Below are 22,530 nucleotides of genomic sequence, written 5' to 3' on the forward strand. Positions count from 1 at the left end.
AGGAACCCCCCATGCCCATCGACAACCGCCTCCTGGAACTCCTGCCGCCCTTCCTGAAGTTCCTCGGCGACCAGCCGCTTGCACCCGGCTCCGACCTGCACAGCCTCGGACTGGACTCCATGCAAGCCATCGAGCTCCTTTTCGCCATCGAGGACACCTTCGGGGTGGCCCTTGACGACGACGACCTGACCGAGGCGACCTTCGCCACCGTCGACGGGCTGTGGCAGGCCGTGGTGCGGGCGGGCGGCGGCCAGGTGGCGGGCGCCGCATGACCGCCACCGCCGGGAGCGTCCTCGCCGAGCGCGTCGACCACGTCGTCCGCGTCACCGAATCCCACGCCGAACGCACCGATACCAACGCCGAGTTCCCCGTCGAGGCGCTGACCGCGCTGCGCGAGAGCGGCCTGCTCGGGCTCCAGGTCCCCGCCGCACACGGCGGCCTCGGCGGCGGCCTGGGGGACGTCCTCGACGTCGCCCAGCGCCTCGGGCGCGCGGACATGTCCGTGGCCATGATCTTCGCCATGCACTGCCAGCAGGCGGAGGCCGTCGTCCGCTTCGCCGGTCCGCAGCTGCGGCAGGAGCTGCTGCCCGCGATCGCGGCCGGGCGGGTCTACCTCGCCTCGGTCACCACCGAGTTCGGCAAGGGCGGCCACCTGCTCAGCTCCGACTCCGTACTGGGCGGCGACACCGACGCGCTGCTCGTGGACCGCGCCGCCCCCATCGTCACCGGCGGGGAGCACGCCGACGGCTTCCTGATCACCATGCGCAGCCCCGGCTCCTCCTCACCGAACGACGTCTCGCTGGTCTACGCGTGGTGCGACCAGCTGGAGATCGACCGTTCCGGGGAGTGGCAGCCGCTCGGCATGCGGGCCAGTCACAGCGTGGCGCTGCACCTCAGGGGCCGGGTGCCCGGCCACCAAGTGGTGGGGGAGCACGGCAGGTTCCGCGACGTCGCGTCGGCGGTGTTCGCCCCCATGGCCCACCTGGGCTGGTCCGCCTGCTGGCTCGGCACGGCGGCCGGCGCCCTGTCCCGGGTGGTCTCGCTGATCCGTTCCCCCGAGGGGCGCGCCCAGTTCGACAGGTCCTCGGAACTGCTGCTGACCCGGCTGGCGACCGCCCGGCAGCGACTCGAAACCGTGCGGGCACTCCTGAAGCACACCGAGGCTCTGGTGTCCTCCGGGGCCGATCTGTCCGTGCCCTCACGGCAGTTGACGCTCAACACCCTCAAGGTCACTGCGGCGGAGGAGTGCTACCGCGCGGTCGACGAGCTGGTCGACGCCGTCGGCCTGCGCCACGGCTACCTGCGCGGCTCCGCCACCCGGCTCGAACGCGCCCTGCGCGACCTGCGCTCGGCCGCCCTCAACTACAGCAACGACCGGCTGCGGCTGGCCAACGGCCGTCTCGCGCTGCTGGACCCGGAGGTCGGCCTTGGCTGAACGGGACGCATCCGTATCCGTGGGCACCGACCCGGCGGACCCGGAATGGCGCACTGCAGTGGACCGGGCGACAGCTGCCCTGCCCCCCGGCGTCTCCGGCGCCGGCGCGTGGGCGGCCCTCGGCGGCGAGGGCCTGCTCGCACCGCTCTACCGGGACCGGGACGGGAGTCGCGAATTGGTGCCCGGGCGCTTGGCGCACCTCCTGGCCGCGCTGGACGCGTCGGCCGGCCCGGCGCCCACCCTGAGCACCTGCGTCCAGGCGGCCGCGGCCTGGCCCCTGCTCGCCGCCGGCGCAGCGGCAGCCCCAGCGGGCGGGGTCCTGGCCACGGCCCGGGACGCCGTGCTCGCGGGCCGGGCAGGCCTTGCGCTGGCCGCGACCGAGGCCGGGTCCGGGAGCGACCTCGCGGGGCTGGAGACCACGCTGGACCTCGGCGCGGACGGCCCCGTCCTCACGGGTGTCAAGAGGTGGATCACCAACGGCACCGCCGCCGAACACCTGCTGGTGCTCGCCCGGCACCGCCCCGGCCGCCACTTCACCTGCTTCACCTGGGTGCTCGTACCGGCCGCTGCACCCGGCGTCGAGCTGCGCCCCGAGGACACCAACCTCTTCCCCGGTGCCGGCATCGCCCGCGCCGCGTTCACGTCCGTACGGCTCACCGAGGAGCACCTCGTGGGGCGGCCCGGCCGCGGCCTAGCCCTGTTCGCCCGCCACATGGCGGGCGAGCGGCTGGCCGGCGCCCTGTGGGCCGTCGCACTGTGCCGACGCGTGCTCGCCGGGACGCAGGAACTGCTGGCCACGCGGGAGGCGGACGGCCGCCCTCTGTGGCACCGTGATGGGATCAGACAGCGGGTCGCGGGCTGCCTCGTGCGCGTCCGCCAGCTCCACGCCCTGTGCCGCGAACTGGCGCCCGCGGTGGCCGAACGGCACGACGCTACCGCGGCCGCCCTGCTCAAGGCCTCCGCTGCGGAGACCGTCGACCACGTGCTGACCGAGTGCTCCCGGCTGCACGGCGCAGAGGGCTTCACCCACGGGGGAGTCCAGCAACTGCGTGCCCAGGCGGCCGTCTTCGGCGTCGGCGGTGGTACGACGGACGTCGTCCTCGGCACCGTGGCCGACAACAGCGCCGTGGTGCTGGCGGACCTCGCATGGTGACGGCCCCGACGGTGGTGGGCGCCGGGCCGGTGGAGGTCGCGCCGGGTGTCTTCGTCGCCGTCGGCCGGGCCGGCCGGACCAGTGCCCGGCCCCACCCTGTGGACGCGGCCGATGCCGAGGCCTTCGGCGCCCGCCGTGCCCGCGAGTTCCTCACCGGCCGCGCCCTGCTGCGCTCCGTCCTGTGCGCAGTGGTGCCCCGGGCCCAAGAAGACGCGGTCGTCAAGGCCCCCGGCGGCCGCCCCCTGCTGGCCGGGCACCGCGACATCGGGGTGAGCGTGTCGCACGACGCGGACCTCGTGGCCGCCGCGGTCGCCCCCGGCCGCGCGGTGGGCGTCGACGTCCAGCACCCGCAGGGCGCCCCGAGCCCCCGGATGCTGCGCCGCTGCCTGCACGAACACGCCGCCTCCGTCGCCCGGCTGTCCGGCGACCGCCAAGCCGAGGAACTGGCATGGGCATGGGCCGTCCAGGAGGCCTGCGTCAAGGCGGAGGGCAGCGGCCTCGCCGGCCTTCCCTGGCGGATCGACGTGCCGCCCGCCCGGTCGGCCGGGCGCTGGCGGCAGTTCACCTGGCTGCGCCTGGACACCCTCTCCACCACCCCCCTGGCCTGCGCGTTCAGCGACCGTGGGCCGCTCACCCCACCGCACGGACCGGTCGGGGCGCCGACCGCACGAGGAGTGTCATGACAGGTTCCGCCCGCCGGGTACCGGAACTCAGCTGCTACACGGCGGGTCTGCTCGGCCTGCTCGCCGGCCTTCGCCCCGACGCCCCGGAGCTGCTGGCCCAGCACATCCGCCTCGCGATCCGCACCGACGGCCCCGACGGTGTCATCGCCTTCTCCCACCACCGGCGTATCGACCGCCACGGCGGACAGGAACTCGCCTACCGCGGCGCCGCCGACTGGCCGCTCACGCGCACCGGGCTGGCCGCCGAACTCGCCCGGAGCGGGCGGGTGCTGGCCGTCGCCGACGGCGCTCGGCTGCCGTGGGCACCCGCGGCCGAACCGCCGGGCGCCCCCCACTGGCTCGTCCTGACGGACCGTCAGGACGACCGCTGGCTGGTCGAGGACCCCTTCAGTGCACTGCTGCCGCACGGTGAACACCGGCCATTCCGGGGCTGGATCGCCGACGACACGCTGCGTCCGATGCTGACCCCGCACCCTGCCGCGGCCCCCGAGGTGCGGCTGCGCGACCGGCTCGCGCTGGGCACCCCGGTGGCGGTGCCGGCCGATGGACACCACCGCTGGCTGGTGTACGAAGCAGTCGGGAGCGGCACCCCGGACACCGACGGCCCGTGGGTGGACGACCCGGGCGAGGTCGTCGAGCAGCTCGGGGAACGGCTGTCCTCCGACCCGGAGGCACTCGCCCGCCACCTGGACGATCTGTGGGCGGCGGCCCGCCACCAGTGCTTCCGCCTGTCCTTCCCCGCCGTCCGCGAGTCGGTCGGCCCCGAGGCGGCCGGGCGGGCCGCCGCTGCCTGGGAGGAGACGCCCATGACCCTGCGCTTCGCCGCCCAGTCCGCCGCCCGGGGCCGCCCGCGCGTCCCCCTGGTCCGCAGAGCCTTCGGCCAGCTGGCCGACGTGACCGCTGCGCTCGCCGGAACGGAGGCCGCGTGACGACCACCGGACCCGGCGGCCCCGACGTGACCTCCCTCTATCACTGGTTCGCCCGCTCCGCATCGTCCGGCAGCCGGCGCACCGCGTTGGAGACGCCCGACGGCACCCTCTCTTACGCAGAACTCGAAGCCGCGGCCGAGGCGACCGCCTCCCTGGTCGTGCAGCGGCTCGGCCGCATCCCCACCCGGGTCGGCCTGCTGGCCAACCGCAGTACGGCCGCCTGCACGGGCTACCTGGCGATCCTGCGGTTGTCCGCCGTCGTCGTGCCGCTCCACCCGGAGGCACCGCCAGCGCGCAACGCCGCCATCGTCCGGCAGGCGGGCCTCGACTTGGTGCTCCACGATCCGGGGGCGGCTGCGCCGGAGCTCGGCGTGCCCGCCCTGGCCCCGGTCCGGGACGTACCCGTCGGCGCCGAGCCGCTCGGCCCGTACCGGCGGCCGGCCCCGGACGACCTCGCGTACATCCTCTTCACGTCAGGCTCGACCGGCACCCCGAAGGGCGTGCCGATCCGGCACGGCAACGTCCGCCCCTTCCTCGCCCACGTGATCGACCGGTACGGCATCGGCCCCGGCAGCAGGGTCGCCCAGACCTTCGACCTCACCTTCGATCCCTCCGTGTTCGGACTGTTCGCCACGTGGGGCGGCGGCGGAACCGCGGTCGTCCCCGGCCGGGACGACCTCATGGCACCGGTCCGGTTCGTCAACCGGTCCGCCGTCACGCACTGGATCTCCGTACCGTCCGTCGCGGCCCTGGCCCGCCGGTTGCGCCAGCTCGCCCCGGGCGCCATGCCCGGCCTGCGGTGGAGCCTGTTCTGCGGCGAGCCGCTGCCGCTGCGGCTGGCCCGTGCCTGGGCAGCCGCGGCTCCCTCCGGGCAGGTCGAGAACCTCTACGGGCCGACCGAGGCCACAGTGACCTGCCTGGAGTACCGCCTGCCGCCCGGCACCGACGACATCGTCGGCCCGCTCGCCACCAACGGCACCGTGCCCCTCGGACTCCCGTACCCGCACCTGGAGCACCTCGTCCTGGATGAGCAGGGCCTGCCCGCCGACGAAGGCGAGCTGTGCCTGCGCGGACCTCAGCGGTTCGGCGGCTACCTCGAACCAGCCGACGACGCAGGCCGGTTCGTCTCCTTCGACGGCGTCCGCGCCACCGCCCTCGGCGCCGCGCAGTCCCCGGCGCCCGAGCACTGGTACCGCACCGGTGACCGGGTCGTGTCGTGGGACGGCGTGCTGGTCCACCTCGGCCGCCTCGACCAGCAGGTGAAGGTACGCGGCTACCGGGTGGAACTCGGCGAACTGGAGGCCGCGCTGCTCCGCTGCCCCGGCGTGCTCGAAGCGGTCGCCGTGCTGGGACCGGACGGGCCGGGTGGACCCGGGCTGCGACTGTTCCACGTGGGCGGCGACGGCCACGAGACGCTGACGGCCCGGCTGCGGGAGACGCTCCCGCCCTACATGCTTCCCGACGAGCTCGTCCGGCTCGACGAGCTCCCGCTCAACGGCAACGGCAAGGTCGACCGGGCCGCACTGGCCCTGACCACCGCCCCCGCCCAGGCTCCGGCCACCATCTCGACGAACGGTGAACGCACATCATGACCGCAGCAGAGGCAAGCACCCCCGACTCCCCGGGCGCCCTTCTCGACATCATCGGCATCGGATTCGGCCCGTCCAACGTGGCGCTCGCCGCGGCGCTCGATGACCTCCCGGCAGGTGAAGCTCCCACGGCCCGCTTCGTCGAGAAGCAGGCTGTGTTCGGCTGGCACCGTGGCATGCTCATCGAAGGGGCGACCATGCAGGTCGCCTTCCTCAAGGACCTGGTGACGCTGCGGAACCCCACCAGCCCGCTGAGCTTCGTTTCGTATCTCACCGCCAAGGGTCGGTTGGTCGACTTCATCAACCACAAGACGTTCTACCCCAGCCGGATCGAGTTTCACGATTACCTGGAGTGGGCCGCGGCCCACTTCGCCGACCGGGTCGACTACGGCTGCGAAGTGGTCGCCGCGCGGCCGGTCCTGGACGAGGACGGCTCCATAGGCCACTTCGACGTACGGGTCCACGAGGCTGCCACCGGCCGACTGACCGCCTACCGGGCCCGCAACCTCGTGGTGGCACCGGGCCTCGCTCCCCTCATGCCGCCCGGGGTGGGGACCTCCGCCCGCGTGTGGCACAGCCGGGACCTGCTCACCGAACTCGCATCCAGGCGCCCGGAGTCGCCCCGCCGGTTCGTGGTGATAGGCGCCGGCCAGAGCGCGGCCGAGGCGACGGACCACCTGCACCGGATGTACCCGGACGCCGAGGTCTGCTCTGTCTTCACCGGCTTCGGCTACCGCCCCGCCGACGACAGCCCGTTCGCCAACCAGGTCTTCGACCCGGCGACGGTGGACCTCTTCCACGCCGCCCCGGGCGACGCCCGCACGGTCGTCTTCGACCGCCACCGCACCACCAACTACTCGGTCGTCGACCTGGACCTCATCGAGGACCTGTACCGGCGCGCCTACGCGGAGAAGGTCTCGGGCACCGAACGGCTGCGCTTCTTGCGGGCCTCCCGGCTCGCCGCCGTCACCGAGCACGAGGACCGCGTCGACGTCACCGTCGACTCCCTCCTCGACGGCACGCGGCAGACCCTGGCCGCCGACGTCGTCGTGTGCGCCACCGGGTACCTGCCTGCCGACCTCCCCTCGTTCCTCGGGGAGGTCGCCCCACTGCTGGGGCGGGACGAGCACGGGGAGCTGGTCGTCGACCGCGACTACCGGGTCCGGACGACCGTGCCGTGCGCGGGCGGCGTGTACCTCCAGGGCGGCACCGAGCACTCGCACGGCATCACCTCCTCCCTGCTGTCCAACTCGGCCGTGCGCTCCGGCGAGATTGCCCGTTCCATCGCCGGCCAGGCCGACGGCGCCGTGCGCGAGCACGCCGTGGCGGGACGCCTGCCCGAAGGGGTCCGCTGACGTGTCCGCCACCCGCCTCGGTCCGCTGCTCGTCCTTGCCTATTGCGTGGTCAACGGCGCCAAGTCCGTGTTCGAGGGCGCCCTGGTGCACCGGCTGAGCCCGGAGTTCCTCGCCTTCAACGCCTTCCTGTGCGCGCAGCTGTGGTTCCTGTGGCTGTGCCGGGACCGGCGGTCGCTGCTGGTGGCGGTCCGGCGTTCGCTCGGCGACGTGGTGGCATACAACATCGCGACCGCCGTGAGCTGGCTTGCCGTGCTGTATGCGTTCACCGAGCTGGAGCCCGCGGTCACCAACTCCCTCGTCGTCGGGCTGGTGCCCGTGGGCACGATGGCGCTGGGCACCCGGATGCGCGCCGGCACCCGGGTCCTGCCCGGTGAGAAGGCCGCGGCGGCGGGCCTGCTGGCCTCGATGGCCGTTCTCGCCGCCCTGGCCTGGCACGACCGGGGCGGCGGGGGATCGATGTCCGGATTCGCGGTGGGTCTGGCCGGTTGCGTGCTGACCGCCGTGGCCGTCGCCTGCTGCACCCACTGCACCAAGCGGCTGGCCGAGGCGGGCATGAGCGTCTCCGAGATGATGGCCACCCGGTTCGTCCTGCTGCTGCTCGCCTGCCCCGTCCTGATGTGGGCCAGGGACGGCTACGGGACCTACCGCGACGGCGGCCTGGTGCTGTGGAGCCTGGTGAACGGTGTCGCCGTCATCGTCGCTCTCTACCTCCTTCAGCAGGGAATCGTGCGCACCGAGCCGCTCACCGTCTCGTTCCTGCTCGCCGCGAACCTCGTCGTCACCTACGCGTTCCAGTTCCTCGACCCGAGCCTGGACCAGTCGTGGCCGACGTTTGCTGCCGTGCTGGCCGTCACGGCGTTCGTCGTGCTCGGTGTGCGGGCTCGCACGGGCACTTCGGCCCGCCGGTCGGGAGCGGCCTGATCGGCCCCCGGCCGGGTCGTGCCCGTGCAGCCCGGTGCGACGGCGCAGTACCGTCACCTGGCGAACCGATCGGCAGCACGGAAGGGGACGGTCCTGGGCCGGCTCATCACGTCCGCGGCGATCGACGCGCGGTACGGCAACTCCTGTGGATGCGCAGGTGGTTACCCTCCCCGAAGGGCCGGGCGCGGGCATGGTGCTGCTGCAAGAGCTGACGGAATGGGCGACGGAGCGGAAGTCCGACCACGTCCCGCCCGTGGCCCGAGCCGGACGACACCGTCTCGGGCCACCCGCTCGCCGAACTCCAGGTCGATCCACGTCTCCCGGTCCGCGCCGGGCGTGGTGTCCGGCCGGGTGCGTGTCCAGGCGGCCCTGCGCGAAGCCGTCGAAGACCTTCTGTCCGAGCCGGCGCCGGACGCCGGGTGCAGGGTGCGCAGGGATTCCAGCAACTGCAACAGGTAGCCCTGTTGGTGGACGAGCAAGCGATGTCGGGCCATCGCTGATGCGCCGTCGGTATCCGCTGCGGTCTGCGGGTCGAACTCGCCGGGTCAGTGCCCCTGTCGCCGGTCCGCCGGCTCGCCGCCGCCCGCCGCCAGCGCCCGGCGCAGCCGGTCGAGCGCGGGGAGGCCGGCGAGCCCCTGCGGCGTCCGGTACACCCGGCACGTCAGCCCAGGAGGCCGGCCGGGCTCGGCGAACGGGTCGCGCCCGTCGATCAGATAGGTCGGCGACCCGGTGAAACCGATCCGCTCGGCCTCGTCCTGGTCGGCGACCACCCGCGTCACCCAGGCGGCGTCCGTCCGCCCGAGGCCGTCCAGGGCCCGGCGCAGCAGCTCGATCGCCGGCTTCTCGTGCGGGCAGTCCCGCACGACCAGAATCTCGATCTCCATACGTCCAGGATGCCGCCTCGACGTGCGACGCAGCCGTGCACCGTCGCCCTGGGCCTCCTACCCGGTACACGCACCTGCAGGGCGGCGGCCCGCTTCGGCTGGGCCGCAGTGCTGCGGAGGGGCTCGCGCATTCTGCCCATGGAGGTCAGGGACGTCGCTTGGGCGGCACCGGCCCGGGGATCACGTCCTTGCCCAGATGTTCCTTGATGAGGTATTTGAGCTCCGGGCCTTCGATCAGCTGGAGTCGGCCGTGCTGCCGGGCGAAGTCGTGGCTTGCCCTGCCGAACCACGAGGTGGTGATGAGCACTCCCTTCGCGGCCCGCTTGTGCTCCACGACGCCGGCCAGGGCCTGGACGGATTCGACACCCACGAGTTTGCTGTACCGCTTGGCCTGAATGATGCATTCACCGTTGAACACGGGGTCCTTGCTGATTGCCACGGCGTCCACCCCTTCGTCCTTCGATGCCTGGGTGTTCCATGCCTCCATGCCGATGGCCTCGTAGAGCTGCCGGATCAGGTGCTCGAACTCGGTCGGTGTGAGTTTGATCAGCACGGGCCTGCTGTCGAGGTCCGCGACGACATCCATGCTGTCCATGAGCCTGTACTTGCTCAGGTCGAACTCGATGATGGGGCGGACCGGTTCGAGATCGTACGGGTTCGGGGATACCAGTGCGTTGAGGCGGGTGAGGCAGGCGGCCGGATCCACCTGGCTCAGCCGAAGGGTGCCGAACTGCTCCCGGTCCGTGCTCATGGTCACCAGGCAGGGTGAGACCTTGTGGCCGGTGGCCCGGTCGACAGCGGTGACGTGGCCGTTGAGGGTGATGCCGTTGACGACCTTGTCCACGTCGCTCGAGAAGACTTCGTGAACGGTTCGGAGAGTCATCTGTGCGAGCAAGGACGAATACAGCTCCTTGCGTTCCTTGTCGGGCCGGGGGAGGGGCGTGATCTCGTCGCGGGACTTGATGTACTTGTAGCCGCGAACGCTCGGGACCACGTCCTCCGCGGGAAGCTGGATCTCGATCAGGACGTCACCGGTTGCCGGGCGGAACGCGATGCGGTGCTTCCGCGGAAAGCCCTTCGGATACGCCGAGGCGCCGAGCGCCTGTCCGAGGAACCACTCGACGGCTTCGGCGTCCCCGGCTCGGTACGCTTCCGTACGCTGGTGGAGAGTCCCGTTGTGTTCCTCGATTTCGCGGAGGGCCAGCTGTTCCTTCTTCCGGTGTTCGGCTCGTTTCCTCTCGAGAGCTCCCCTCCGTTGCTCCTCGGCGCGGAGGTGGGCCTCCTGCGCCTCGGCGAAACGCTCGCGGCCGGCAGCCACTTCGGCTTCGTAGCGCTTCTTGCCGAGCCCCAGCAGGGCGGACAGCCCACGCGGCTCCGGCGGCGCGAAGTCTTCCCAGCGTGGCGCGGGCTCGGAGCGGGACCAAGGGCGTTCGTCCAGCGTGGTCGGCGTGTGCGTGCGTCGCAGCCGCTCGAAGGAGACGGGGGGATCGGACGCCAGGGCGTTGCGCAGTAACTGCCGGAGCTCCTCCACCTGATGCTCGACTCCGGTGGTGCGGGTCCCGGCGAGCTCGGTCTGCCGCTGCTCGTGGGCAGCCTTGCGCTCGCGTTCCCTGCGCTTGCGTTCCGCCTCAGCAGCCCTGCGCTCCCGCTCCGCCTGTTGGGCCTGCTGCCGCTGAGCGCGCAGCGCTGCCTGTTGCTGTCGCTCGTGCTCGCTGTTCCGACGTTGAGCCATCGGACCCCTCCCCATGTGCCGACCGAACCTGCGACTGCGGCACCGTCTCCACCGTCCCGTGATCAATCGCTCTGGCCACTTTGGCAGATGTCTCCGACAATGCGTGGCGGGAGGGGCCTTCGCAGTCGACCTTGCTCTCCTCGACAAGCGATGTGCCACCGCCTCGGATGATCAAACGGCCTGCACCGGGCGGTAGTCCGCGCACCACATCGCCGCCCGGACCCGGTCGTCGATCGTGTCGTCCACGACCGCGCCCGCGACCCCGTCGCGCGCCGCGGCCCGGGCCACGGCTGCGGCCACCGCGGCGGACGTCGAGCGCAACTGCCGTGCCGGCGGCAGGATCGGCGTACCGGGTTCGGTCGGGTCCACCTGCGCGGCGACGGCGTGGGCCGCGGCGGTGAGCATGCCGTCGGTGATCCGGGCGGCCCGCGACACGATGCTGCCGAGGCCGAGCCCGGGGAAGACGAACGCGTTGTTGGCCTGCCCGACCCGGTGCGTCACCCCCTTGAACGACACCGGTGCGAACGGGCTGCCGGTGGCGACCAGGGCCCGTCCGTCGGTCCATGCGATCAGGTCGGCGGGCACCGCCTCCGCGAGGGGCGTGGGGTTGGACATCGGCAGGATGATGGGCCGCTGTACGGACGCGGCCATCTCCCGGACGACCGGCTCGGTGAAGGCGCCGCCCCGGCCGGACGTGCCGATGAGGACGGTCGGCGCGACCCTGCGCACCACCTCCGCCAGGGGGATCCCGCCGAGGGCCTCGTCACGCGCCCAACCCGCTGCCTCGCCCGCGGGACGGGCGTACGGGACCTGGAAGTCGCGCAGGCCGGCCGTGTCGTCGGTGAGCAGGCCGTACCGGTCGACGCACCAGATCCGCCGGGCGGCGCCCTCCGGTGTCAGGCCCTCGTCGGCCAGCGCCTGGCGCAGCTGGTCGGCGACGCCGATGCCCGCCGTGCCGGCGCCGAAGACCACGATCCGGTGCTCGCGCAGCGGCGTGCCGCTCGCCCGCACCCCGGACAGCACCGCCGCCAGGTTCACCGCTCCGGTGCCCTGGATGTCGTCGTTGAAGGTCGGCACCCGGTCGCGGAAGCGGGCCAGCACGCGCCGTGCGTTGCCCGCGCCGAAGTCCTCCCAGTGCAGCAGGACTTGGGGAAAGAGGCGGGTCGCCGTCTCCACGTAGGCGTCGAGGAAGGCGTCGTAGGCGGCGCGTTCCGCCCGCGGATGCCGGTTGCCGAGATAGAGCGGATCGTCCTGCAGCCGGCGCCGGTCGGTACCCACATCGAGCATGACGGGAATGGTGCGGGCCGGGTCGATGCCGGCCGCGGCGGTGTAGACGGCCAGCTTGCCCACGGAGATGTTGATGCCGCCCACGCCCCAGTCGCCGATGCCCAGGATCGCCTCGCCGTCGGTGGCCACGATCAGGTCGACGTCGTCCGGGCCCAACCCCGTGGCGAGCAGGGAGCGTTCGATCTCCTCGGGAGCGTCCACGGACAGATAGACCCCGCGCGGGCGCCGGTACTCGTAGCTGTAGCGCTCGATCGCCGTGCCGACGGTCGGGGTGTAGACGATGGGCAGCATCTCGTCGAGGTGCTCGCCGATCAGCCGGTAGAACAGCACCTCGTTGCGGTCGTGCAGGGCGGTCAGATAGACGTGCTTGGCCAGGTCGCTGGGCTGGACGCCGTACTGCGTGTAGGCGCGGGCGGTCTGCTGCTCCAGCGTGAGCGCGTGGGGCGGCAGCAGGCCGACGAGACCGAGCGCGTGCCGCTCGTCGTGCGGGAAGGCGGTGCCCTTGTTCAGCCGGGGGTCGGTCAGCACGGCACGGCCCCGGGCCGTCGTCTCCCAGCGGCCGTGCTCCGGGTTCCACCTGGTCCGTCCTGGGTTCATGGCGGCTCCCCTCGCCTCCAGGATGGACCCAGGCGCGCGCGGCTGCCCGTCGAGGGGCCGCGCCCCGTAAGGGGCGCGGGGAACTGCGCGCTCAGCCACGAACAACCCGCAGTGGACATACGGCCGCAACGCAAGGCCCTTGCAGGCGGCGCTACAGCATCGCCAGCCGCCCGGCCAGGTCGTCGAGCCCGAGCGCCCCCTGGGACAGCGCGGCCGTGTGCCACACCTTGAGATCGAAGGCGGCCCCGTGGCGGCGGCGAGCCGCTTCGCGGCCCTGCAGCCAGGCACGTTCGCCGAGTTTGTAACCGATGGCCTGGCCGGGCCAGCCGAGATAGCGGTCGATCTCGCCGGTCCGGCGGGCGGCCGGGCTGCCGTGGTGGGCGGCCATGAACGCGGTGGCCAGTTCGGGGGTCCAGCGTGCGCCGGGGTGGAAGCCGGAGCCGGCGGGGACGGTCAGCTCCAGGTGCATGCCGATGTCGACGATCACCCGGATGATGCGGAGCATCTGCTTGTCCAGGTAGCCCAGCCGCCGTGCGGGGTCGGTGAGGAAGCCGAGCTCGTCCATGAGCCGCTCGGCATACAGCGCCCAGCCCTCGGTGTCGGCGCTGACCGAGCCGAGGGTGACCTGGTAACGGCTGAGCTGGCCGGCGAGACCGGCCCGCCGGGCGAGCTGGAGGTGGTGGCCGGGCACGCCCTCGTGGTACCAGGTGCTGACGAGCTGCCAGGTCGGGAAGACCGTCCGGCCCAGCGTCGGCAGGTACGTACGTCCCGGACGGCTGAAGTCGAGGCTGGGGCCGACGTAGTACGGGGCCGGGGACGTGCCCGCGGGCGCGATCCTGGACTCGACGCGGCGGAGCGGGCCGGAGAGGTCGAAGTGGGTGCCGTCGAGGGCGTCGACGGCCTCGTCCATGATCTGCTGCAGCCACGCGCGGACCGCCTCCACGCCCTCCACCGCGTGGCCGTGCTCGTTGAGACGGGCCATGACCGTCAGCACGTCCGCACCCGGCAGCACGCGGCCGGCCTCGCGGCGCATCTCGGCGGCCGTGCGGTGGAACTCCTCCCAGGCCCACGCGTAGGCCTCGGCCGGGTCGAGGTCGGCGCCGGTCGCCCAGCGGGCGGAGCGCAGATAGCGTTCGCGGCCGACGGCGTCCGGGGTGCCGTCCGCCGCGGGCAGGTAGACGTCCCCGAGCCAGTCGCGGAACCCGGCGACGGCCGCGGTGGCGTCGCGGGCGGCGGCGTCCAGCTCGGGCCGGAGCCGCTCGGGCCCGTCGGCGGCGAACTCCGCGAACCAGCCCGCGGTCCCGGTGTCCTGGCCGGTCCATGCGCCCAACTGGCCCATGCACGCCGCCGCTTGGCGGGGCGCCGAGAGCAGGCCGCGGGAGATGCCCTCGGCCAGCGTCGCGCGGTAGCCGTCCAGGGCGCGGGGCACGTTGCGCAGCCGCCGGGCCGTCGCCGCCCAGTCGTCCTCGGTGGCGGTGGGCCGCAGATGGAAGATCCTCCGCACCTTGTGCAGGGGCGAGTTGACGTTGCGCAGCTGCCGGAAGGTGTCCCCGGCGTCGTGCACGGCGAGCTCCGCGGTGAGACGTTCGCGCAGCAGCCGGGCGCAGGCCTGCTCGACGGGGTCCGGGGCGGGGGACGATGCGGGGGGTGAGGCGGGTGGTGAGGCGGCATCAAGTGCGGTCAGCGTACGACGTGCCGCGTCGGCGAGGGCGTCGAAGCCGTCCGGCGACAGGTCCGGCTGCCGGTCGTCGTCCGGGTGCAGGCCCAGCCGCGCCGCGATCAGCGGGTCGAGTGCCGCGACCTGTGCGACGTGGGCGTCGGCTATGCGGCGGGGGGTGGCCGGGGCGGCCGGGGTGGTCGACTCGTCTGCCATCGGCCCAGCTTGACGCAGGCGGCGGGCCGGCTGCCAGGGTGCCGGGGTGCCGTGCGTCAGGCGGTGTGGAGGATCAGGGCGGCGTTCTGGCCGCCGAAGGCGAAGGAGGTGCTGGCCGCTGCCGTCAGGGCGGCGGTGCGCGGGACCTTCGTCACGATGTCCAGGTCGATGTCCGGATCCTGCCGGTCGAGGTTGGCGGTGGGCGGGATGGTCCCGTGCTGCAGGCTCATCACCGTGACCGCGGCCTCGATCGCGCCGGCCGCGCCGATGGCGTGCCCGAGGGTGCCCTTGAGCGAGGTGACGGGCGGCGGATCGGTGAAGACCGAGCGCAGCGCGTGGCATTCGGCCTGGTCGTTGAGGCGGGTGCCGGTTCCGTGGGCGTTGACGTGGCCGATGTCGGCCGGGTCCAGTCCGGCGTCCTGCAGGGCGGCGCGCAGTGCCGCTGCGGCACCGCGCCCTTCGGGGTCGGGGGCCGCGAAGTGGTGGGCGTCGCAGCTCGCGCCGTAGCCGGCCAGGTGGGCGCGGGGCCGGGCGCCGCGGGCCCGGGCGTGCTCGGGACGTTCCAGCACCAGCACCGCCGCACCCTCGGCGAGGACGAATCCGTCGCGCTCGGCGTCGAACGGCCGGGAGGCGGCGGCCGGTTGGCCGACGCGCCGGGACAGGGCCCCCATGCGGTGGAAGCAGGCCGCGGGCATCCGGCAGCGGACGGACTCGGTGCCGCCGGCCAGGACGATGTCGCAGGTGCCGGCGCGCAGCAGGTCGCGGGCGACGCCCAGCGCGGTGGTGCCGGAGGCGCAGGCGGTGGAGACCGCGAAGTTGGGGCCGCGCGCGGTCAGGTCCAGGGCGATGTCCGCGGCGGGCATGTTCGGCACGCTGCGGGTGACGGCCAGGGGCGAGACGGCCAGGGGGCGGCCCGCGCCGAGCTTGGCGTACTCCGCGTCGTACCGCTCCATGCTGGCGGTCCCGGTGCCGATCACCACGCCGACCCGGGCGGCGTCCCACTCGGCGGGGGAGAGGCCCGCGTCGGCGGTCGCGTGCCGCGCGGCCAGGACGGCCATCGCGCCCGCGCGGTCGAGCCGCCAGGCCGGGTGCCTGCCGATGAGGCGGTGCGCGTCGAAGTCCGGCACCTGGCAGGAGATGTCCACGGGCAGCCCGGCGAGCACGGGGTCGCGGGCCGCGGTGGAGCGGGCGGCCAGCAGGCCCTGCCAGGTGGCCTGTTCGCCGATGCCGGCCGGGCTGACGACCCCGAGCCCGGTCACCGCCACCGGGAGGCGCGTGCGTTGCGTCACGGCCACAGAGCCTGTCGCGCCGGGCCGGGACCGGCAATCACCGAACCGCAGCCGGACGAGTGCATTTCCGTTGCTTTTCCGTGAATCCGGTGACCCCGGCAGCGGTGCGCGTGCCCTACGAGACCGGCCCCTGCATGTGCTGGCTGATCCACTGGATCAGTCCGCCGTTCTCCATGGCCGGCACGTAGGTGGCGCCGTTGTGCTCGCCGCCCTGGATGACGTAGTACTTGCTCTTGACCGGGCCCTTGTTGCCGTACGTCGCGACGAACTTGTCGATCGGCGGCTTCACCGGCTCGCTCGACCCCACCTGCAGGCCCAGGTACACCTCCGGCCCGCCCTTGGCGATCAGGCGCTGGGCCAGGATGTTGGAGTTGTTGTCCTCCTTCTCCTTCTCGTGCCCGGCCCACAGACGGGAGTCGGGGACGATGTCGGGGCCGGAGGCGATGACGGCCTTGAACTTGTCCGGCTTCTGGAGCACGGACTTCAGGCCCGCGGTGCCGCCGGTGGAGGAGCCGAAGAAGGCCCAGCCGTCGCGCGACTTGACCGTGCGGAAGTTCTCCTTGATCAGGTCGGGCACGTCCTCGGTCAGCCAGGTGCCCATCTTCGGCTGGCCGGGGATGTCGCTGCCGTCCCAGTACAGGCCCGCCTTCGGGTCGTTCTTGTCCTTGTCGTGGTTCTCGGGGTTGAGCACCGGCATGGCGAGGATGAACGGCAGACTCTTGCCCTCGTCCGCCCACTTCTGGATGGAGGACTCGAGCTTGAGGTCCGTCCCCATCCAGTAGTTGCTCGGGTAGCCCGCGCCGCCCGGCAGGGCGATCATCACAGGGAAGCCGCTGTCCTTGTACTTCGGGTCGTCGTACTGCTTCGGGGCCCAGACCCAGACCTTGCCCGTGAAGCCGGACTTCTTGCCGGTGTAGGTGGTGACAGCGATCTTGCTGCCGTCCTCGGGCACGGTGCCGGAGACCGTGAAGTCGGCCTTCGGCCCGGTGGGCATCAGGGCCTTGGCACTGGAGGACTGGCCCTTGCCGTCGGACGAGCCGCCGCCGAAGGAGATCGAGTCCCCCTTGTCCGAGAAGACGTCGAAATAGTTCAGGACGGGCCAGGCGATGGCACCGAGCACGGCTATGCACGCCACGACGATGCCCCAGCGCTTTGCGGGGGAGGACGCGCGGCGCCGGGACCGGTAGGAGGTCGGCGGGGAGTACGTCATCGGTTGAGCTCGCTCCGGATGGCTGGTCGCCCCGGGGGGCGCGTACATGGTCACCTTTAGAGACAGGCGAACCGTGCCGGGGGTTCCGGAAACGGGGGAAAGACGGCCCTCGGCCCCCTCTGACCGTGCCGTGAGAGGGGCTTCCTTTACCGCAGCAGCCATGGTGATCGCAAGGCCGATCATCACATCAGGTATCGGGCGTCCCGGCAATTGCAGAAACGCGCCATCAGCGTGTCGGGCGGGCCTACGCTACGCGATGCCGTGGGCCGCACCGCAGGGTCCCAGCGGGCCGGGCCCCGTCCGTTCCGTCACCGAGCGGGAGCGGCAGTGTGCGCGGCGCCGCATCTCACCGGGAGGCACAGTGACGGGTCGGGTCGACACACAGTCTGCAGAAACGCCGGAGACGCGCCCGCGGGACGGGCGGGAGCCCGTGGAGACCCTCGAGCGCGATGCCCAACGGGCTGCGGCGAGGGCGGCGTTGGACAAGCTCGCCGGATGTGCAGCCGCCGATGGAGCGGAAGAGGGGAAACGGGCACCCCGTGGCGGGCTGCTCAGCTTCGCGGGACCGGCCGGTGTCGGCAAGACCACGCTGCTGGCCGAATTCCGGCATCTTGCCCGGGAGCAGGAATGTACGACGCTGTTCGCCCGTGGCGGCGAGAACGAGCAGAGCTCGGCCTTCTACGTCCTGCGGCAGCTGCTCCAGCCGCTCCTGGCCTCGTGCACCGAGTCCGAGCGGCACAACGTGCTGGGGGACTGGTACAGCATCGTCGGCCCCGTCCTGGGGCTGTGCCCCGCGGCGGACTCGGCGGAACCCGATCCGCAGGGTGTGCGCGACGGGCTTGACTGGCTGGTCACCAATGTGGCCGTGTCCCGCGGCAGTCTGGTCGTGGTGCTGGACGACGCACACTGGTCGGATCCCGAGTCGCTGACGTGGCTCTCTTCCTTCGCCGGCCGCGTCGACGATCTGCCGGTCCTGGTGGTCGTCGCCTACCGACCCGATGAAGTGCCCGATGTTCCACGGGCGTTCGGCGACATGCTGAGCCGGAACCGGATGCGTCCACTGGACCTGGCGCCGCTCAGCCCGGCGGCCGTCACCACGCTCGTGGCACGCGAACTGGGGCCGGGTATCGAGGTCGACGAGGAGTTCGGCCGCGAGGTATGGAAGATCACCGGCGGCAATCCCTTCGAGACGGTCGAGCTGGCCGGTGCTGTGCGCGAGGAGGGCCTGGCCCCGACACGCGCGAACGCGCCGCAGCTCCATGACATGTCCGGCGCCATGTCCGGCGCCGGGGTACTGGACCGGCTGGAGCGGATGGGCACCACCGTCGTCCGGATGGCCTGGGCCGTGGCCGTTCTCGGCACGGAGGCGTCAGCACCGTTGGCGGCCTCGGTGGCGGGGCTGAGCCCCACGGAGGCGGGCGAGGCGCTGGACCGGCTGGTGGCCGCGGAGATCGTGCGGGGCGAGGAGACACCGGAGTTCGACCATCCGCTGATCGCGGCGGCCGTCTACCGCGACATCCCTCCTGCCATGCGGGTGGCCCTGCACGGCAAGGCCGCGTGGGAGCTCATCGAAGCCGGGAAGGGCGCCGCAGCGGCGTCCCGTCACCTGCTGGAGACGCATCCGGAGGAGGACGAGTGGGTGGCAGGCCACCTGCAGGAGGCGGCGCGTGACTATCTGCGCACCGGTGCTCCCGACGCCGCCCGGCGCTGTCTGGACCGCGCCCTCCGCGAGCCCCCGCCCGCGGAGATGAAGGCCTCCGTGCTGTACGAGCTGGGCAGTCCGGCCCTGTTGACCGACCCGTCCGTCACGGTCAACCACCTCCGGGCGGCGCTGGCCGAACCGTGCCTCGCACCGGAGACGCGCGTGGACGCCGTCATCCGGCTGGCGCGGTCCCTGGCGCACTGCGGTCAAGTGCCGGAAGCGGCCGAGGTGCTGGCGGCGGAGGCACAGGCGACCACGGACCCCCGGATCCGGCTGCGGATGCACACCGAGCACTTCCTGCGGGCGGCCTTCACCCCCGAGGAGGAGGACGGTCCGGGGCGTTCGAGGCTTCTGACCCAGCTCGCCCAGCGGCTGACGGGCCGTGACCTGACCGAGCGGTATGCACTGGGGCTGCGGGCGTGGGACGCCATGGTCCGCGGTGAGCCGGCCGCCGTCGCCCTGGACCACGCGGAGCGGGCTCTGGGTTCGGGCCTGAGCTGGACCGACCAGCACTGGGGGTCCGAGGTGCCCATGCTGGTGGCGCTCACCTTCATGTACTGCGACCGCCCCGATCGGGCGGAGGAGCTCTTCGCCGAGGGCATCGCGGACTCCGAGCGCAAGGGATGGCGGGGCGGCCAACTGTCCATCGCCTACACCCTGCTGGGGTACGTACGGTTCCGCACCGGGCGACTGGCGGATGCGGAGGACTTCGCGCGCGCCGGGCTGTGGGCCGCGGACCGGGTCGGTCCCGGTACCCCCGCGCAGTGGTACGCGGTCAGCACGCTGATCAAGATCCTGTTGGCCCGCGGCCAGATCGACGCCGCCCAGGAGCTGGCCGTCCGCTACGAGTTCGGGCATCCGTTCCCGCCCGTCGTGATCATTCCGGATGCCCAGGCGACTCTCGGCGTGCTCCGGCTGGCACAGGGTGCGCACACCGAGGCCGCCGAGGAACTCACGGCAGTGGGGCGCCGTCTCGACCGACGGGGCGTGTACAACCCGGTCTGGTGCCCCTGGCAGCTGAACCTGGCTCTCGCCATCCGTGACACGGACCCCCAGCGCGCCCGGCGTGTGGCGAAGGAAGCGGTGCAGCGCGCCGAGCGGTTCGGAACGGACTCGGCGATCGGGCAGGCTCTGTACGCCGCGGCCCGGGTCCAGGACGGGCCGGAGAGTGCGGACATGCTGCAGAAGGCCGTCGGCCACCTGGACAAGTCGCCGTCCGTCTACGAACTGTCCTGTGCCCTGGTCGATCTCGGTGCAGCGATGCGCCGCACCGGACGCCTGGTGCAGGCGGCCGAGAGCCTGTACCGCGGGGTCGAGGTCGCCACTTCCTGCGGTGCCGATGCCGTGGTGGCGAAGGCACGCCGGGAATTGGCCGACGCCGGACTGAGGCCGCGTCGGCTGGGAATTCATCGTTGAGCGGCGAGTCGCCTTAAATCCGCTTGTATATGCCCCGTGGGGAGGGTGGGGCGCGTGCTGGCATATGCGCGCGCCCCGAAACGATTCGCTGTCGTCGGCGTCGGCCTCGAGGTGCGCCGCACGGTTTGTATGAACGGTGAATGGGAAAGGCTCGGTTGCGTCCATTCGGGATGAGAAAGCTTTGGCCTTCCCTGAATGGTCTGTTCCGGTACGCCGAACGCATTCCTCAGAATCCTCAAGGATTCTCTGCTGCCGATCCGGTGGCTGTCGTCCCACCAGGCCGGCGCAACGATGCGAAGGGGATCGAGCCGTGGCCATGCTCACCATGTCGGAGGTCCTGACAGCGGCGCGGATTCGCTGTGAGGTCAGGACAGTCCTGGAGAATTTCTTTGCCGATCGGATACGTTCGGCAGCCTCTCAGCACGTTGCCGACCTGGTCGCCGTATTGCGGGGGCTGGTGTTTGCGGGGGGCAAGCTGATCCGGCCGACGATGTGCATATGCGGATGGCAAGCCGCTCGCGGCAAGGGGGACCTCGGACCGTTGCTCCGGGTGGCGGCGAGCCTGGAGTTGTTCCATGCCTTCGCCCTCATCCACGACGACGTCATGGACGAAAGCGAGACCCGTCGTGGGCGGTTGAGCGCCCACCGGGCACTGGCAGCGCTGCACCGTCGCCGCGGTCTTCCGGGGGACAGCAGTAAATTCGGCCGCAACACGGGTATTCTGCTCGGGGACTTGGCGTTCTCCTGGTCCGTCGAAATGCTCCAGACCGCCGGCCTCACTGCCGCCCAGTTGCGCGCCGCCCTGCCGGTGCTGCACGCCATGCGCGCGGAGGTCATGCTCGGTCAATACCTGGATCTGCTGTTCACCGGCGGGCTGGGCAACGACGTGCAGCAGGCCCTGACGACGATCCGGTTCAAGACGGCCAAGTACACCTTCGAACGCCCCTTGCATCTCGGCGCCGCACTGGCAGGTGCCGACGGATCCGTGACCGAGGCCTGTTCCGCATACGCGCTTCCGATCGGCGAGGCCTTCCAGCTCCGGGACGACCTCCTGGGCGTCTTCGGCGACTGCGCGAAGACAGGCAAGTCCACGCTGGACGATCTACGGCAAGGCAAGCAGACGGTCCTGATGGCCTTTGCCACCATGCGGGCCACCCCCGCCCAACTCCGCATCCTGAAGGCCTCGGTGGGCAACCCCGCCCTCGACGCGGTACAAGCCCGGGCCGTCCGCGCCGTCCTGGAGGAGACCCTGGCCCGTCAGGAAGTGGAACGCCTGATCACCAGTCGTCGCAGCGAGGCTCTGGGCGCGCTGGACCGGGCCCCCTTCCCGCAGGCCGTCGTCGCGATGCTCCGACGGATCGCGGACAGCGCGACGGAGCGCACCTCATGAACTCCCCGACTCCCGAGAAGGAGGCCGTCCGATGCCGATGATCGATCTGTCCGCCCTCGTCGACGGCTTCTATGTCCCTCCCCACCCGATGATCAACCCCGTGGCAGGGCAGGCCGAGGACGAAGTGGTCGCCTGGTTGTGGGAGCTCGGCTTCCTCAAGAGCCAGGAACAGGAGCGGCACTTGCGCTCATTCAAGTTCGGGCTGTACCACGGGATTACGACGCCGACCCTGGACCTGCAGCAGTTAGTGCTCGGCATCCAGTGGTTCTGCTGGGGGTCCCTGGCCGACGACCAGTACGACAACTACGACTGGGGTGAGCGGGAAGAGCGTATGCGCCGCGTCCTGCGTGACATGCGGGCCATCGCCACCGGATGTGCGGAAGGCCGGCAGGGAGCTCAGGACAACCCCGTGATCGCGGGTTTCGCCGACCTCTGGCCCCGACTGACCGCAGGGCTGTCACCGCGGGCACGGCAGCGCATCACCGGGCACTTCCTGGACTACATGCAGGCCATCGTGCTGCAGAACCGCTACCACGCCAAGGGCCGGGTCCCCGACGCGGCCACGTTCGTCACCGTGCGCCGCAACACCATCGCGATGCTCTTCCAGGCGGACGTCCTGGAGATCGTCTCCCGGATCCGCATCCCCGATGCGCTGCGCGACAGCCTGCTCTTCCGGGAACTGGCCCTGTGCTTCGCAGACATCCTGGCCTGGCACAACGATGTCTACGGCTTGGAGAAGGACATCGCCGACGGTCAGACCTGCAATGTCGTCCGGGTCGTCGCCGCGAGCGAAGGGTGCACCCTGTCAGAGGCGGTGGCCCGGGTGCTGGACCGGGCCAGGCAGCGGCAACAGATCTTCCTGGACATCGAGGGGCAGCTTCCCGGTCTCGCCGACTCGCTCGGCCTGCCCCCGGAAGCGGCTGCCGAGGCGGCGCGTCTCGTCACCGATCTGAGGGCGTACACCTTCGCAGATCTCGTGTGGATCGGGGAGACCCGGCGGTACGACCTGGATCTCCCGAGGATCAAGGGCACCTTCGACGACGTCCTCATCACTCACTGAACTCGGCGATCTGCACGGGGGAAT

The 22,530-nt window shown here is 72.0% G+C and carries 17 protein-coding genes; 11 read left to right on the forward strand and 6 right to left on the reverse strand.

Annotated elements, in window-relative coordinates; translation table 11 throughout:
- Positions 1-11: 11 nt before the first annotated feature.
- The 8 genes from ACWD4B_RS12905 to ACWD4B_RS12940 are packed head-to-tail and all read left to right on the forward strand — an operon-like array spanning position 12 to position 8,066.
- Complete coding sequence (locus ACWD4B_RS12905) at positions 12-272, forward strand: acyl carrier protein (RefSeq protein WP_451420802.1); 261 nt, start codon at positions 12-14, stop codon at positions 270-272.
- A complete protein-coding gene (locus tag ACWD4B_RS12910) occupies positions 269-1,435 on the forward strand; it encodes an acyl-CoA dehydrogenase family protein (RefSeq protein WP_451420803.1) in 1,167 nt (388 codons plus the stop codon). The genes ACWD4B_RS12905 and ACWD4B_RS12910 overlap by 4 nt, the downstream gene beginning before the upstream one ends.
- Positions 1,428-2,588: an acyl-CoA dehydrogenase family protein gene (locus ACWD4B_RS12915; RefSeq protein ID WP_451420804.1), complete on the forward strand. Its 1,161-nt coding sequence runs from the start codon at positions 1,428-1,430 to the stop codon at positions 2,586-2,588. The genes ACWD4B_RS12910 and ACWD4B_RS12915 overlap by 8 nt, the downstream gene beginning before the upstream one ends.
- The gene (locus ACWD4B_RS12920; RefSeq protein WP_451420805.1) at positions 2,582-3,271 is read left to right on the forward strand and encodes a 4'-phosphopantetheinyl transferase family protein; all 690 of its coding nucleotides are present in this window, start codon (positions 2,582-2,584) and stop codon (positions 3,269-3,271) included. The genes ACWD4B_RS12915 and ACWD4B_RS12920 overlap by 7 nt, the downstream gene beginning before the upstream one ends.
- Entirely contained in the window at positions 3,268-4,200 is a 933-nt protein-coding gene (locus ACWD4B_RS12925) for a hypothetical protein (protein ID WP_451420806.1), read from the forward strand. The genes ACWD4B_RS12920 and ACWD4B_RS12925 overlap by 4 nt, the downstream gene beginning before the upstream one ends.
- Positions 4,197-5,792, forward strand: a complete 1,596-nt coding sequence (locus ACWD4B_RS12930; protein ID WP_451420807.1) for an AMP-binding protein — start codon at positions 4,197-4,199, stop codon at positions 5,790-5,792. Before ACWD4B_RS12925 ends, ACWD4B_RS12930 begins: the two co-directional genes overlap by 4 nt.
- Positions 5,789-7,144 (forward strand): lysine N(6)-hydroxylase/L-ornithine N(5)-oxygenase family protein, encoded by a 1,356-nt coding sequence (locus tag ACWD4B_RS12935; protein WP_451420808.1) that lies wholly within the window; start codon positions 5,789-5,791, stop codon positions 7,142-7,144. Before ACWD4B_RS12930 ends, ACWD4B_RS12935 begins: the two co-directional genes overlap by 4 nt.
- Position 7,145: 1 nt before the next feature.
- Complete coding sequence (locus ACWD4B_RS12940; RefSeq protein ID WP_451420809.1) at positions 7,146-8,066, forward strand: EamA/RhaT family transporter; 921 nt, start codon at positions 7,146-7,148, stop codon at positions 8,064-8,066.
- 545 nt (positions 8,067-8,611) lie between these two features.
- Here ACWD4B_RS12940 and ACWD4B_RS12945 read toward each other — a convergent pair.
- The 6 genes from ACWD4B_RS12945 to ACWD4B_RS12970 form a co-directional block, all read right to left on the reverse strand.
- Positions 8,612-8,950, reverse strand: a complete 339-nt coding sequence (locus tag ACWD4B_RS12945) for a hypothetical protein (RefSeq protein ID WP_451420810.1) — start codon at positions 8,948-8,950, stop codon at positions 8,612-8,614.
- Positions 8,951-9,095: 145 nt separating this feature from the next.
- Positions 9,096-10,682, reverse strand: coding sequence for a restriction endonuclease (locus ACWD4B_RS12950; protein WP_451420811.1), 1,587 nt, complete (start codon positions 10,680-10,682; stop codon positions 9,096-9,098).
- A gap of 171 nt (positions 10,683-10,853) precedes the next feature.
- The gene (locus ACWD4B_RS12955; protein WP_451420812.1) at positions 10,854-12,566 is read right to left on the reverse strand and encodes an NAD-dependent malic enzyme; all 1,713 of its coding nucleotides are present in this window, start codon (positions 12,564-12,566) and stop codon (positions 10,854-10,856) included.
- Positions 12,567-12,717: 151 nt separating this feature from the next.
- Complete coding sequence (locus ACWD4B_RS12960; protein WP_451420813.1) at positions 12,718-14,439, reverse strand: DUF885 domain-containing protein; 1,722 nt, start codon at positions 14,437-14,439, stop codon at positions 12,718-12,720.
- Positions 14,440-14,495: 56 nt separating this feature from the next.
- Positions 14,496-15,728, reverse strand: a complete 1,233-nt coding sequence (locus ACWD4B_RS12965) for a beta-ketoacyl-[acyl-carrier-protein] synthase family protein (RefSeq protein ID WP_451420814.1) — start codon at positions 15,726-15,728, stop codon at positions 14,496-14,498.
- A gap of 115 nt (positions 15,729-15,843) precedes the next feature.
- A complete protein-coding gene (locus ACWD4B_RS12970; protein ID WP_451420815.1) occupies positions 15,844-16,938 on the reverse strand; it encodes an alpha/beta hydrolase in 1,095 nt (364 codons plus the stop codon).
- Positions 16,939-17,368: 430 nt separating this feature from the next.
- Between ACWD4B_RS12970 and ACWD4B_RS12975 the strand changes: the two genes are divergently transcribed.
- The 3 genes from ACWD4B_RS12975 to ACWD4B_RS12985 all read left to right on the forward strand — a co-directional run bounded on the left by ACWD4B_RS12975 (position 17,369) and on the right by ACWD4B_RS12985 (position 22,506).
- Positions 17,369-20,056, forward strand: a complete 2,688-nt coding sequence (locus ACWD4B_RS12975; protein ID WP_451420816.1) for an ATP-binding protein — start codon at positions 17,369-17,371, stop codon at positions 20,054-20,056.
- Between the two features lie 316 nt (positions 20,057-20,372).
- A complete protein-coding gene (locus ACWD4B_RS12980) occupies positions 20,373-21,446 on the forward strand; it encodes a polyprenyl synthetase family protein (RefSeq protein ID WP_451420825.1) in 1,074 nt (357 codons plus the stop codon).
- 31 nt (positions 21,447-21,477) lie between these two features.
- A complete protein-coding gene (locus ACWD4B_RS12985; RefSeq protein ID WP_451420817.1) occupies positions 21,478-22,506 on the forward strand; it encodes a terpene synthase family protein in 1,029 nt (342 codons plus the stop codon).
- Positions 22,507-22,530: the final 24 nt, after the last annotated feature.

Source organism: Streptomyces sp. NPDC002536 (assembly GCF_053594995.1).